Raw genomic sequence first — 13,409 nt, forward strand, 5'->3', positions numbered from 1 at the left:
CCGACGCGGCTTGCCCATCGCCTCCGCGGTCGCTGCGTAGTTCGAAGGATGGGCTCCGTCCATCGCGATCGAACCCGGCGTGCCTTCCGCGCTACTCCAGGCAAAGACGGGAACGCGCCCACGGTGTCGAGGGTCGATGTTTCCGCCTGCGGTTCGGATCAATTCGCCCCGCAGCTTCTCGAGGGTCGATCGAGCGTTCTGGCCGGGATGGCGACGGTGCGGTGTAGATAGCGAAGATGAAGTGCACTTCCGCATCGACATGCGGCCGCCCGGCCCCCAGCCCCTATCGCACAAGGCAACGCCCTGGCCTCATCTCACGAGAACATCAGCGCCGGACAGGCCAGCGATCCCCGCACCGACGATGGCAATCCTCATGCGTGTCCCGCTGCAGTTCGCCTCCCGACCGTCGATGTCGCGCCGTCACCATAAGCGGCTGCCGGGCATGCCCTTGAACGGGCCGGCGAGGTCGCTCGTGATCCAGCCGCCGTAGAAGTCGCCCGGCTGCGGCACGACCCGCTCGCCGTCGACCGTGCACTCTTCGAACGGCGCGGCGTAGAAGGCGACGTGGTCGCGCAAGCATGCGAACGGCGCGGTCGGGTCCGGGTAGCTCCAGCCGACATCCGAGAGCGTATCGCCGTCGATCGCGACGTCGAAGTAGACGGCGCTGCCCTCCCATTCACAAAGCGAGCGGCGTTCCGTCCGTCGCAGCCGCGCCATGTCGATGTCCTGGCGGGGGATGTAGTAGCTCGGCGGATGGCTGGTCTCGAGCGTCCGCACGGCTTGGGAACTGTCGGCGAGCACGACGCCGCGATGCACGATCCGGACGCGCTTCGAGGTCGGCTCGGCCACGGCCGGGCGCGGGTAGTCCCAGACGCTTTCCTGGCCTGGAAGGGCTGGATGCGGCACCGGCCTCATGCTTCGCCGCTCCGTCCCGTTCCAAACATCGTCTCCGACATGTTGACCCCGACGGCCAGCCCGATCGCCAGCGCGGCGTAGGCGGCGAGCATGGAACGCTTCGAGAGTGCCAGTTCCCAGCCGGGCGTGAAGCGCCGCGGCGTCGCGCCGTAGTCCACGGCCGCCGCGATCGCCGACATCACGGTAGCGTCGCGCAGCAGGGCCGCGAACGGGCGACGCGGCTGGCGGTTCAGCCAGAGCTGGAACGGCAGGGCCCAGAACAGGCTGGACGCGTGGTGCGTCCCGGTGCCGACCAGAGTGTGGGCCCTGTCCGGCTCGTCGCGCGTCGCGGCGGCCTCGCCGTAGAGCCAATGGCTCGTGGCGTTGAGAGGACGGGCGGCGCCCCGCCCTTCGGCGCGCGAGAGCAGGGCCAGCGCCGCTGCCGAGACCACGCTGGCGACGCTCCCCGTTACCAGCGTCGACAGGGCGAGCCGCGTCCAGCGATCCATCGGTTCACGTCCCTCCGTCGCGGACCATCGGCGGGCGATGCCGATCCGGCGAACCTATCTACCTATGGCTTTTCCGTTCACCGCCGAGCCCCGTCCTGTCCCACGCCGTCGCCACGACTGATCGCACCGCTCCCGCCCGCGAGACGCTGGTCGGGTCGGTGGAGCGCGTGACGTACCACAACGAGGCGAACGGCTTCGCGGTGCTCAGGGTGAAGGCGCGGGGACGGCGGGATCTCGCGACGGTCGTCGGCCATGCCGCATCGATCTCGGCCGGCGAGTTCGTGCACGCGCTCGGCGCCTGGGCGACGGACCGCACGCACGGCCTACAGTTCCGCGCCGACGTCCTGAAGACCACTGCCCCGACCACGGCGGAAGGCATGGCGCGCTATCTCGGCTCCGGCATGGTGCGCGGCATCGGCGAGAAGCTCGCCGAGCGCATCGTCGCCCTGTTCGGTCTTCAGACCTTCGAACTGATCGAGGCCGAGCCCGATCGGCTGCGGGAGGTCTCGGGCATCGGCGAGATGCGCGCCAAGCGCATCGCGGCGGGCTGGGCCGAGCAGAAGGCGGTGCGCGACATCATGGTGTTCCTGCATGGCCACGGCGTCTCGACGTCCCGGGCCGTGCGCATCTTCCGCACCTACGGCTATGATGCCATCGCGGTGATGACCGAGGACCCCTACCGGCTCGCCCGCGACATCCGCGGCATCGGTTTCAAGAGCGCCGACGCCATCGCCATGCGGCTGGGGCTGACGAGGGAGCATCAGAAGCGGCTGCGGGCCGGCGTCTCCTACGCGCTGCAGAACGCCACCGACGAGGGGCACTGCGGCCTGCCGGTCGAAGAGCTCGTGGCGCTCGCGGTCAAGCTCCTCGAGGTCCCTGCTGAACCGATCCGGGAGGCGATGCAGGTTGAACTCGCCGAGGGCGCGGTCGTGCTCGACGCGGTGGCGGGCACCGAGTGCCTGTTCCTGCGCGGCCTGCATGCCAGCGAGCGGGCCATCGCCGAGCGGCTCCTGCTGCTGGCGGCGGGTCCCCTGCCCTGGCCGGCGATCGACGCCGCGGCCGCGGTCGGCTGGGTCGAGGGCAAGACGGGCAAGGAGCTGTCGCCCTCGCAGCGGGAAGCGGTCGCCAAGGTTCTCGGCGCCAAGGTGGCGGTGATCACCGGCGGCCCCGGTGTCGGCAAGACGACGCTGCTCGACACGGTGCTGCGCATCCTCGCCGCCAAGGGCGTCCGCATCCTGCTCGCCGCCCCGACCGGGCGGGCCGCGAAGCGGATGAGTGAGCAGACGGGGATGGAAGCGAAGACCGTCCACCGCCTGCTCGAGATCGATCCGGCGAACGGTGACTTCAAGAAAGGAGCGGAGGACGCGCTCGCCTGCGACCTGCTCGTGCTCGACGAGGCGAGCATGCTCGACGTGCCGCTGACAAACGCCATCCTGAAGGCGGTGCCGGGGCACGCGGGGCTGCTTCTCGTCGGCGACGTCGACCAGTTGCCGTCCGTCGGTCCCGGCCGGGTGCTCGCCGACGTGATCGACTCCGGGGCGGTGCCTGTGGCGCGCCTGACGGAGGTGTTCCGCCAAGCCGCGACGAGCCGCATCGTCACCAACGCGCACCGGATTAACAGCGGCGAGATGCCGGACTGGCCGAAGCGGGGCGAGGCGTCGGATTTCTTCTTCGTGGAATGCCATGATCCCGAAAACGGCGCTGCCAAGGTCGCCGAGATCGTCGGGCGCCGCCTGCCGGAGCGCTTCGGGCTCGACCCGGTGCGCGACGTGCAGGTGCTCTGCCCGATGCAGCGCGGCGCGCTCGGCGCCCGCGCCCTCAACGCCGACCTGCAGCGGGTGCTGAACCCGAACCCGACGGCGCGCGTCGAGAAGTTCGGGCAGACGTTTCAGCCGAGCGACAAGGTCATGCAGACCGAGAACGACTACGACCGCGAGGTATTCAACGGCGACCTCGGTATCGTCACGAAGATCGACGAGGAGGAAGGCGTCCTCACCGCCAGCTTCGAAGGCCGCGAGGTCGAGTATCCGTTCGCCGACCTCGACGCGCTCGTCCCTGCCTACGCCACGACGATCCACAAGTCGCAGGGCTCGGAGTACCCGGCGGTGGTCGTGACCCTCGCGACCCAGCACTACACTATGCTCGCCCGCAACCTACTCTACACCGCCGTCACCCGCGGCAAACGCCTCGTCGTCATCGTCGGCCAGCGACGGGCGCTTGCAATCGCCGTCAGAACCTCGAACGCCGGCAAACGATGGACGAAGCTTGACGAATGGTTACGGAGGTGAACGGTGCTGAGACGGCGGCGCGCTGCTTCAGCGACATCGACGCCACGGTGCCGTACCCGGCGACGAGCGCCCTGGCTCGGCGCCTGCATTGGAAGCACCAGAGATCGGCATGACGGACGAAACACCTTTCGAGCCCTCGAAGCTCATCCGGACGAAGCGCCGCTAGGCGAGCGAGGGCAGGTTCCTGACCGGCGACGCGGTGCGGCATGCGACGGACCGTTTGCCGCCCGGGCAGCACCTCGTCTGGGACTGGCTGGTGCTTCGAGCGTCCGGCGCAGCAAGTCGGACAGGCCGCTGACCGGCTTGTTGGCATCCACCGGTTCGGGCGCCAAGGCTTGCTGGCGCGAGAAGGCGAGAAGCCGCTGCATCAACGTCGCGGCGCGGGTTGCTCCTTCGATAGCGGCGTCGATGAACTTGCCGACGTCGTGGTCACCCTTCTTCAGGCCCCGCGCCGTGACGTTCAGCCCGCCGATGACGATCGAGAGCATGTTGTTGAAGTCGTGCGCGATGCCGCCGGTGAGCTGACCGACCGCTTCCATCTTCTGCAGCTGCCGGACTTGGTTCTCAGCTTCTTCCCGCCCGCGCATCTCCGCGACGACGGCGCGATGGGCGGCTGGCCGTTCGATGGGAGGAGTATCGCACGGACGCAGGCGGCCGGCGACTGCGCTTCGAGTGGACCGAAACCGGCATCAACGCCCGCGCCGGGGAAACCGAAGGGCCGCTGCACAAGGGCGGCTACGGGCGCAAGCTCGTCGAGGAGGCCCTGCCCTACACGCTGAAAGCGAGCACTAGCTACGCGCTGGGCACGGATCGTTTCGACTGCACCATCGACATGCCGCTCGACCGCTGAAGGATCGGCGCATGCGCGCTGCTCGCGCTCGTGCGACAGGAGATGCGTGCCTCTGTCCGGATCGTTGCGCCGGCTCGCTCCGACCGCGTGCACCTCGCGGCCGGACAGGATGGCCAACTAATTGTAATTCCAGGCCCCTTCTGTTCCCCGCGAGACAAAGCGTCGCATATCGTAACGGCGAACGGCTGGAGCCTGCCATGATCGACACAGCTGAACGATGTCTGTCCGGCAAACGCATCCTGGTCGTCGAGGACGACTGGTTCCTCGCGATGGCGATGGCGCAGCAGCTTGAGGACGCCGGCGCGACAGTCGTCGGTCCGGCGCCCGATCTCGAGGAGGCGATGGAAACGGTGCGAACCGAGCGCATCGACGGTGCTCTTCTCGACGTTGGGCTCGACGAGATGCGCTCGTTTCCAGTGGCCGACGTCCTGAAGGCGCGCCGGGTGCCCTTCGTCTTCGCGAGCGCTTTCGGTCGGCGGGCGTTCCCCAACGCCTATGCCGACGTCCCCAACCTTGGAAAACCGTTCGACGTCAGGGACGCAGCGAAGGCCCTGTTCGGCTGAATCGAGGATGCGTCTGTCTTCATCGCCACGCAACGACTTCGGTCTTCACAAGATCGTCGTGCCCTTGCTGGAATAGTTGTCGTCGGAACGGGTGGGTCCGCCGCATGCAACGCAAGACGGACGCGCTTGTCGGTCGGCATATCCTCATCGTCGAGGACGATTGGTTCATCGTCGAGGAGATCGTGCAGCATCTGGAGACGGCCGGAGCGATCGTCGTCGCTCCCGCTTCCGATCTAGCAGGCGCGCTCGGGCTGGCTGCCAAGGCCGAACCGCTGGACGGCGCCATCCTCAACGTCTCGCTGCACGACGAACTCACCTACACGGTCGCCGATGTCCTCCGCGAACGTGGCGTTCCGTTCGCGTTCGCGACCGGCTTCGAGCGTCGGGAGATCCCGAAGGCCTATGCCGACGTTCCTCACATCGACAAACCCTTCGAGACCAGCGATGTCGTGAGGGCGCTGTTCGGGCCAAGCTGCCCTAAGGACTCTGCCGTCTGACGCAGGTGCCGGAGCGAGCGCGGTCGGCAAGATCACCGCCATGTCCGTTGCTTGCTGCCCCTGCCGATAAACCGCGATTAACCCCACCCAACCATGCCATCCGCCGACGCGGTCGCTCCCGATCTTCCACGATCGTATGGAGCGATTTCCGTGGCGTCCGGAAGCCGGCAGTCATCTATCCGCTAGCTAAGCACTTCGCGAACGCGGCGTTTCGGCAATCGTGCATCTTCGTCGGAAAACGGAGGTTTCGTGCCGGACAATCTGGCATCCATATGGCCGCAGGGCAGCGGCGAGATGGCCGAGCGCGTTCGCGCCTTCGACTGGTCGCAGACGCCGCTCGGACCGACCGAGGCGTGGCCCCCGAGCCTGAAGGTCGCCACTCGCTTGGCTCTGAACAGTCGCCACCCGATGTTCATCTGGTGGGGCCCGGACCACATCCAGATCTACAACGACGCATATCGTGAGACGATGGGGCCGGAAAAGCACCCGGACGCCCTGGGGCGGACAGGACGCGAGACGTGGGCGGAGATCTGGGACACCATCGGCCCGCAGATCTCGCAGGTCATGGCCGGTGGTCCGGCGACCTGGCACGAGGATCAGCTCGTCCCGGTGACGCGCCACGGACGGCGCGAGGACGTCTGGTGGACCTACAGCTTCAGCCCGATCAACGACGAGATGGAGCCGAACGGTGTCGGCGGCGTCATGGTCATCTGCCGCGACATGACGACGGAACATTCGGCCCGCGAGGCGGCCGCCGAGAACGAGGCCCGTCTGCGCACCGTGCTCGACGGCATCAGCGAGCCCTTCTATGCGCTGGACAGCGACTGGCGGTTTCTGTTTGCCAGCCAGTCCGCGCTCCGGCTCTGGGGCAAGGATGCGGGCGAGGTCCTCGGGCGCCCGTTTCTTGAGGCCTTTCCGCAGGCGGCCGGCAGCGCAGCCTTTGAAGCGCATCGCCGCGTCATGGAGACGCGCGTGGCGGAGCGCCTGGAGACGATCTCCCCTGTCGTTCACCGTTGGATCGAAATCGACTTCGCCCCGACGCCGCAGGGCGGCTTGTCCGTCGCGTTCAGGGACATCGAGGAGCGACGACGGGCTGAGGATGCTCTCCGCGAGAGCGAGGAGAAGTACCGCACCGTATTCGAGTCGATCGACGAGGGGTTCCTCATCCATGAAATGATCCGAGACAAGTCGGGCCAAGTCGTCGATTACCGATTGCTCGAGGCCAACCCGGCGCACCAACGCGCCACGGGGTTGCCACGAGACACCATCGGCAAGCTCGGCAGCGAGTTCATGCCGAATGTCGAACCGTACTGGCTGGAGCTCTTCCATCGAGTCTCGACGTCGGGCGTCGCCGAGCGCGCCGAGATGTACAATGCGCCGACCTCCCGATGGTATAACGTCCAGGCCTCGCCTGTTCGCGGCCACGATCGCATCGCCATTGTCTTCGACGACGTCACGAGCCGCAAACGTGCCGAAGCTATCCTTCGCGAGAGCGAGGAGCGGCAGGCATTCCTGCTGAAGCTCAGCGATGCCTTGCGGCCGCTCGACGATGCCGAGGACATTCGGCTGACGGCGGCGCAGGTGCTGGGCCGGCATCTCGGCGCGAACCGGGTCGCCTATGCCGAGAACGGCGGCGACCACTTCATGGTGGCGCGCAACTACGTCGACGACACGCAGGAGATCGTCGGGCGCCAGAACTATGTCGACTTTGGGCCCGACATCCTCGCCGAACTCCAGGCCGGACAAAACCGCGTCCAGCCGGACATCCGGAACGACGGCCGGCTGAGCGACCACCAGAAGCAAGGGTTGGCCGCCGCGGACGTCGGCGCGTCGCTGAACGTGCCGCTCGTGAAGAACGGTCAACTCGTTGCGTTCCTCGGTGTCAACTATCCGGTCGCGCACGACTTCCAGCCGTCCGAGATCGCGTTGGTGGAAGACGTGGCCGAGCGCACCTGGGCGGCGGTGGAACGCGCCCGTGCCGAGAACGCGTTGCACCAGAGCGAGCGGCGGCTGGCGGCGGAATTGTCCGGCACTCAACTGCTTCAGCGGCTGAGCACCCGTCTCATTCCGGAACAGTCGCCCGACGTGCTGCACGAGCAGATCCTCGACGCGGCCCAGGAGCTGATGGAGGCCGACGCGGTCAGCATCCAGTTGCTGGAAGACAGCGGCCAGCGGCTGCGCCGCCTGGCGACCCGGAACCTTCATCCCGACTCGACCGAGTACTGGACATGGGTGGACGCAAGCCACGCCAGCACTTGCGGGCAGGCGCTTCGCATGAACACCCGTATGGTCGTGGAAGATGTCGAAACGAGCGCCGAGCTGGCCGGGACGGATGACTTGGAAGCGTTCCGCCGGTCCGGCACCCGGGCGGCGCAATCCACGCCGCTGGTGTCCCGTTCCGGGCGGCCGATCGGCATGATCTCCACGCACTGGCACAAGCCGTGTGCGTTGGCCGAGCGCGACTTTGGCCTGTTCGACATTCTGGCGCGGCAGGTCGCGGATCTCTTGGAGCGCTCGCAGGCGGAAGCCGCCTTGAGGGCCAGCGAGGAACGACTGCGGGGCTTCGGCGAGGCGTCGACGGACGTCCTGTGGATCCGCGATGCCGAGACGCTGAACTGGACCTACCTGACGCCGGCCTTCGAGGCGATCTACGGCATGCCGCGGGATGAGGCGCTCAGCGGCAACAACTTCCGCAACTGGGTCGAACTCATCCTGCCGGAAGACCGGGACCAGGCGGTCGACACCATCCGTCGCGTCCGCCTCGGCGAGCCCGTCACCTTCGAGTACCGCATCCGCCGGCCAAGCGACGGCCAGATCCGCTGGCTGAGGAACACCGACTTCCCGATCCGAAACGCCGAAGGACGCGTGACGGCGATCGGCGGCGTCGGCCACGACGCCAGCCACAAGAAGGAAGCCGACCGGATCATCCGGGCCAGCCGCCGGCAGATGCGCACCCTCATCGAGGGCGTGCCGCAACTCGTGTGGCGCGGCGTCGAAGGCGGCGAGTGGACGTGGTCGAGCCCGCAATGGACGAGCTTCACCGGACTGTCGGAAGCGGCCAGCACCGGCCGCGGCTGGCTGGCCGCGGTGCATCCGGACGACCGGGAGCGGGCGATGGACGCGTGGCAACAGGCCGAGGCGACGGAGGAGCCGCTCGAGGTCGAGTACCGCATCCGACAGGCCGGTGGTGAAGGTTACCGCTGGTTCCAGACGCGGGCGCTCCCCGTTCGCGACGAGGACACCGGTCGGATCCTCGAATGGCTCGGGACATCCACCGACGTCGACGACATGCGCGCCATGCAGGAGAGCCAGGCCGTGATGGTCGCCGAACTCCAACACCGGACGCGCAACCTGATCGCCGTCGTCGGCTCGATCGCCCGACAGACAATGGCGCAGACCGGACCGACAACGACCTTCCAGGCGGAGTTCAAAGACCGCCTGGAGGCGCTGTCGCGGGTGCAGGGACTCCTGTCGCAGGCGGGCGAGGACCGCATCACGATCGGCGAGGTCGTCGCGATGGAGCTGAAGGCGCTCGGCGCGCTGTCGTTCGGCGAGCGCGTCAGGGTCGAGGGGCCGGACGTGCCGCTGCGCAAGTCGATCGTACAGACCATGGCGCTGGCGATCCACGAGCTGGCGACCAACGCCCGGAAGTACGGCGCGTTGTCGAACGGTTCGGGCGAGCTGGCCGTGCGCTGGACGACGAGCCCGGCGGAAGAGAACGACCGCCACCTCTTCTTCGAATGGATCGAGCGCGGTGTGGCAGTGAAGTTCGCGGACGGCGCCGCCGTCACGCAGGGCGGCGGCTACGGCCGCAGGCTCATCGAGGAGTCGCTGCCCTACTCGTTGAAGGCGAAGACGACCTACGAACTCGGACCGGACGGCCTCGCCTGCATGATCGACCTGCCGCTCACCAAGCCCCGAAGGAGCCGAGCATGAGCGACACGACGACATCGCTGGCGGGCAAACGGGTTCTCCTCGTCGAGGACGAGTACTTCATCGCCCAGGAGATGAAGCAGGCGTTCGAAGCCTTCGGCGCGACGATCGTCGGTCCGGTCGCCGACCCCGACGACGCGCTCGACCTGATCGAGGCCGCGGAGCCGATCGACGGCGCGGTGCTCGACGTCAACCTCCAGGGCGACACGGTCTACCCCGTCGTGGACGCCCTCAAGGAGCGTGGCGTGCCGTTCGTGTTCGCCACCGGCTACGATCGTTCCCACGTCCCCGCCAAGTTCAGCGACGTCACGATGTACGAGAAGCCGATCCGGCCGAGCGTCGTCGGCGCAACGCTGTTCGAAGAGACGCCCCAGCCTAGCGCGGATCGACATTCAGCGGAGCCAGATCATAGTGGCGGCGAGATGGACGAAGCCGGCGAAGTGGATGGTTCGGCGATCATAACGGGTCGCGAAGCGGCGGAAGTGCTTGAGGCGTCCGAAGCATCGTTCGATGCGGTTGCGCTGTTTATAAGCGGTCGCGTCATGGGGGATGGCAACCTTGCGGGATCGGTTCGAAGGGATGACGATCGTGGCGCCCATATCGGCGATGGTGGCCCGTAGAGCATTGCTGTCATAGGCTTTGTCGGCGAGCACGGCCTCACCGCTCTGCCCCTGAAGCAAGGCGGGCGCCTGGGTGATGTCGCCGGTTTGTCCGGGCGTGATGATGAAGCGAAGCGGGCGGCCGAGTGCGTCGGCCAGCATGTGGACCTTTGTGGTCAGTCCGCCTCGGGAACGCCCCAGCGCCTGATCCTTGGCCCCCCTTTTCCGCTCGCCGCCTGCTGGTGCGCCCGCACGATCGTGCTGTCGATCATCAGGTACTGGTTGGCCCGGTCGGCAGCCAGCGTTTCGAAGACCCGTTCCCAGACGCCAGCATGGCACCAGCGGCTGAAGCGGCGTCGGCGCAGGACGTGCAGAACAGCGAGCACAGCATCGCGTGACGCGCCGCCGTCGCCAGCGCTTCGTTGAGGTCGCCAGCCACGTCGGGATGAAGGCCGATCATCTTCTCGATGGACATTGCTGATCCTTTCGCACGTTTGTGATTCGTCAGCGACCGGACGGTGCGCTCCGCCCGGTTTCCTCCCTCGGCAGGGCGTAGGCGACGACGTGGTCGCCGAGTTCCGTGCCGAGCGAGCCGTGGCCGCCGGCGACCGCCACCACGAACTGCCGCTCCGATGCCTCCGACCAGTAGGTCATCGGCGTCGCCTGCGCCCCGGCCGGCAGGCGCGCCTGCCAGAGCTCGCGCCCGCTCGTCAGCTCGTAGCCGCGGATGTAGTAGTCGAGCGTCGAGGTGAGGAAGGCGAGGTTGCCGGCCGTCACGATCGGGCCGCCGAGCGAGGGCACACCGAGCTTGAAGGGAACCGGGATCGGGCTCTCGTCGCGGATCGTGCCGTTTCGGTGCTTGTAGACGATCTTGCCGGAGGCGAGATCGACGCCCGCGACGTAGCCCCAGGGCGGCGCTTGGCAGGGGAGCCCCAGCGGCGACAGGAACGGGTTCAGCTCCACCGCGAAGGGCGCGCCCTTGTTGGGGTTCAGCCCGTGCTCGTCCGAGGCCTGGAGGTCGGAGCCGCCGGCGGGACCCGTCTGGCCGGACGTGCCAGCCGGGCTGTCGTTGCCCTGCGGCTCCACCCGCTGCGGCACGAGCCGATCGACGAAGGCGAAGTAGTCCGGGTTGACGAAGGCGACCTGGCGTTCCGGGTCGACGGCGATCCCGCCCCAGTCGGTGACGCCGAAGTTGCCGGGATAGACGATCGTGCCCTGCGTAGACGGCGGCGTGAACGGCCCCTCGTAGCGGAGCTGGCGGAAGCGGATGCGGCAGGCGAGCTGGTCGAACAGGGTCGCACCCCACATGTCGGCTTCGCGCATCATCGGCTCCGGCCGGAGCGAGACCGACGAGAAGGGCTGCGTCGGAGACGTGTGGTCGCCGGGCGCGGCGCCGCCCGGCACGGGGCGCTCCTCGATGGGATGCACGGGTTCCCCGGTGCGCCGGTCGAGCACGAAGATGTCGCCGGTCTTGGTGGACTGGGCGAGCGCCGGCACCCTGCCCTTCCCCTCGATGTCGAGGTCGACCAGCACCGGCTGCGAGGGCACGTCCATGTCCCAGAGATCGTGGTGGACGGTCTGGTGCACCCAGCGCACCCGGCCTGTCGCGATCTCCAGCGCCAGCACCGAGGTCGCGAAGCGCTCGGTGGTCTCCGGCCGCTCGCCACCCCACTGGTCTACGGCCCCCATGCCCATCGGCACGTAGAGGAGGCCGAGATCCTCGTCGGCCGACGAGGTGCTCCAACTATTCGGCGAGGACCAGGCGTAGTGTTGGTCAGGACCGATCGGCGCCGTCTGGTCCGGGTTGCCGGGATCGAAGTTCCAGACCAGCCTTCCCGTGGCGACGTCGAAGGCGCGGATCACGCCGGAGGGCATCTTCACCGCCGCGTTGTCGTAGACGGCGCCGGCGAGGATCACGAGCCCCTTCATCACCAGCGGCGCGGAGGTGAACTGGTACCAGCCGTCCTGCCGGCTCGGCATGCCGCGCCACATGTTCACTTGGCCGCCCTCCCCGAACGTCGGGCACGGCTGGCCGGTGCGCGCGTCCAGCGCGAAGAGCCGCGTGTCGTTGGTGCCGAGGAACAGACGCTCGGCGCATTCGCCGTTGGGGGCCTTGACCGCGCCGGGGACGCGGGAGTCGTGGTAGGACACGCCACGGCAGGTCAGGTGCTGGAGGTGCGGCGAGACCGTGATCTTCGGATCGAACCGCCAGCGCTCCTGCCCGGTCTCGGCCTCCAGCGCCAGGACGATGTCGTGCGGGGTGCAAAGATAGACGGTGTCGCCGACCTTCAGCGGCGTCACCTCGTAGGTCGTCTCGTGCGGGTCGCCGGGCCGCATCATATCGCCGGTGCGGATCGACCATGCAACCTCTAGGCTACTGACGTTCTCCGGGTTGACCTGATCGAGCGGCGACCATTTGTTGCCGTGCCAGGAACGGCCGTAGGCGCTCCAGTCGCCGTCCGGGACGCCGCCGTAGTTCGCCGCGACCGAGGCGCGCTTATCCGGCAAGGTGCCGGGTTGGGTATGATAGTCCGAAAGCAGCGCCGCGGCGCCGACGCCGGCCGCGACAACGAGCGAAAGCGCGAGCGGCACGCCGGCCCCGCGCCAGGGCAGCGGGGCCCGCTCGCCGGGGTGGCGGGAAAGCGAGCGCGTGATCCACGGGGTAAGCAGTAGGAGGCCAACGAGGAACACGATATCGCCGCGTGGCACGAGCTGCCACCAATCGAAGCCGATCTCGGCGACCGCCCAGCCGACCGTTCCGAGCACCACGGCGGCGTAGACCCAGAGCGCCAGCGGCGAGCCGCGGAAGAGAAGCACGCCGGTGGCCAGCATTCCGACCCCGGCCAGCACGTAGTACCAGTTGCCGCCGAGCGCCGCGAGCCAGCCGCCGGCGACGAGAAGCCCGAGTCCGACGATCGCGAGAAGAAGACCGACGAGACGGACGAAAAGGTTCGGGGGCCGCTGGCTTCGACCGGCGAGCGCTTCGGATTGCTCCACGTTCGGCCTGCTCTCCATGCGTTCTGCCATCCCTTGTCGCGCGAGCGTGACGGGCGCCTCCAAACCTTTTGCTTATTCCGCTGCGCCGGACTGCCGAGGCGGATACCCGGAACGTCTGGGCCTTTTCCGCCAAGTGCGACATCCGCCGCCGACGCCGCCACGACTCGATCGCCGCAAACCGTTCTTCAGGCGCAATATCGGCAATGACCGTGGAGCCGCCAATGCGAAATGGTTAGCCAGCACAGTTCAATATTCGGCAGCTCGGCAAGCATTTTTCGA

At 67.8% G+C, this 13,409-nt stretch carries 10 protein-coding genes and 2 pseudogenes; 5 read left to right on the forward strand and 7 right to left on the reverse strand.

Going from position 1 to position 13,409, the window contains the following annotated elements; genetic code table 11:
* Nucleotides 1-420 precede the first annotated feature (420 nt).
* The gene (locus F6X38_RS21890; protein ID WP_150973618.1) at nt 421-915 is read right to left on the reverse strand and encodes a DUF427 domain-containing protein; all 495 of its coding nucleotides are present in this window, start codon (nt 913-915) and stop codon (nt 421-423) included.
* A complete protein-coding gene (locus tag F6X38_RS21895) occupies nt 912-1,403 on the reverse strand; it encodes a hypothetical protein (protein ID WP_150973620.1) in 492 nt (163 codons plus the stop codon). Before F6X38_RS21895 ends, F6X38_RS21890 begins: the two co-directional genes overlap by 4 nt.
* Before the next feature lie 95 nt (nt 1,404-1,498).
* Between F6X38_RS21895 and recD2 the strand changes: the two genes are divergently transcribed.
* Together recD2 and F6X38_RS24035 are read left to right on the forward strand one after the other, a co-directional pair.
* Nucleotides 1,499-3,691, forward strand: coding sequence for an SF1B family DNA helicase RecD2 (gene recD2 / locus F6X38_RS21900; RefSeq protein WP_150973621.1), 2,193 nt, complete (start codon nt 1,499-1,501; stop codon nt 3,689-3,691).
* A 109-nt stretch (nt 3,692-3,800) separates the two neighbouring features.
* A pseudogene (locus F6X38_RS24035) lies at nt 3,801-3,953 on the forward strand (sulfite oxidase-like oxidoreductase); the annotation flags it as partial.
* A 1-nt stretch (nt 3,954) separates the two neighbouring features.
* Here the strand turns inward: F6X38_RS24035 and F6X38_RS21905 are convergent.
* Nucleotides 3,955-4,290, reverse strand: a pseudogene (locus F6X38_RS21905) (histidine kinase dimerization/phospho-acceptor domain-containing protein); the annotation flags it as partial.
* Nucleotides 4,291-4,738: 448 nt separating this feature from the next.
* Here F6X38_RS21905 and F6X38_RS21910 point away from each other — a divergent pair.
* From F6X38_RS21910 to F6X38_RS21920, 3 genes are all read left to right on the forward strand, one after another.
* Nucleotides 4,739-5,104 carry a response regulator gene (locus tag F6X38_RS21910; protein WP_161992880.1) on the forward strand — a complete coding sequence of 122 codons (366 nt, stop codon included), beginning with the start codon at nt 4,739-4,741 and terminating at the stop codon, nt 5,102-5,104.
* Nucleotides 5,105-5,208: 104 nt separating this feature from the next.
* Nucleotides 5,209-5,601 (forward strand): response regulator, encoded by a 393-nt coding sequence (locus F6X38_RS21915; protein ID WP_150973627.1) that lies wholly within the window; start codon nt 5,209-5,211, stop codon nt 5,599-5,601.
* Between the two features lie 249 nt (nt 5,602-5,850).
* Complete coding sequence (locus F6X38_RS21920; protein ID WP_150973629.1) at nt 5,851-9,537, forward strand: PAS domain S-box protein; 3,687 nt, start codon at nt 5,851-5,853, stop codon at nt 9,535-9,537.
* Here the strand turns inward: F6X38_RS21920 and F6X38_RS24335 are convergent.
* Genes F6X38_RS24335 through F6X38_RS21935 form a run of 4 tightly spaced genes read right to left on the reverse strand, consistent with a single transcriptional unit; the run spans nt 9,462 to nt 13,148 of the window.
* The gene (locus tag F6X38_RS24335) at nt 9,462-9,926 is read right to left on the reverse strand and encodes a hypothetical protein (protein WP_425482907.1); all 465 of its coding nucleotides are present in this window, start codon (nt 9,924-9,926) and stop codon (nt 9,462-9,464) included. The genes F6X38_RS21920 and F6X38_RS24335 overlap by 76 nt on opposite strands.
* On the reverse strand, nt 9,927-10,472 hold the full coding sequence (locus F6X38_RS24340) for an IS5 family transposase (protein ID WP_161992881.1): 546 nt from the start codon (nt 10,470-10,472) through the stop codon (nt 9,927-9,929). It abuts the gene before it with no gap.
* Nucleotides 10,405-10,608 (reverse strand): hypothetical protein, encoded by a 204-nt coding sequence (locus F6X38_RS23765; protein ID WP_202618055.1) that lies wholly within the window; start codon nt 10,606-10,608, stop codon nt 10,405-10,407. The genes F6X38_RS24340 and F6X38_RS23765 overlap by 68 nt, the downstream gene beginning before the upstream one ends.
* Before the next feature lie 29 nt (nt 10,609-10,637).
* On the reverse strand, nt 10,638-13,148 hold the full coding sequence (locus F6X38_RS21935) for a membrane-bound PQQ-dependent dehydrogenase, glucose/quinate/shikimate family (protein WP_150973631.1): 2,511 nt from the start codon (nt 13,146-13,148) through the stop codon (nt 10,638-10,640).
* Nucleotides 13,149-13,409 lie beyond the last annotated feature (261 nt).

The organism is Plantimonas leprariae, assembly GCF_008802405.1.
Taxonomy (GTDB): Bacteria; Pseudomonadota; Alphaproteobacteria; order Rhizobiales; family Rhizobiaceae; genus Plantimonas; species Plantimonas leprariae.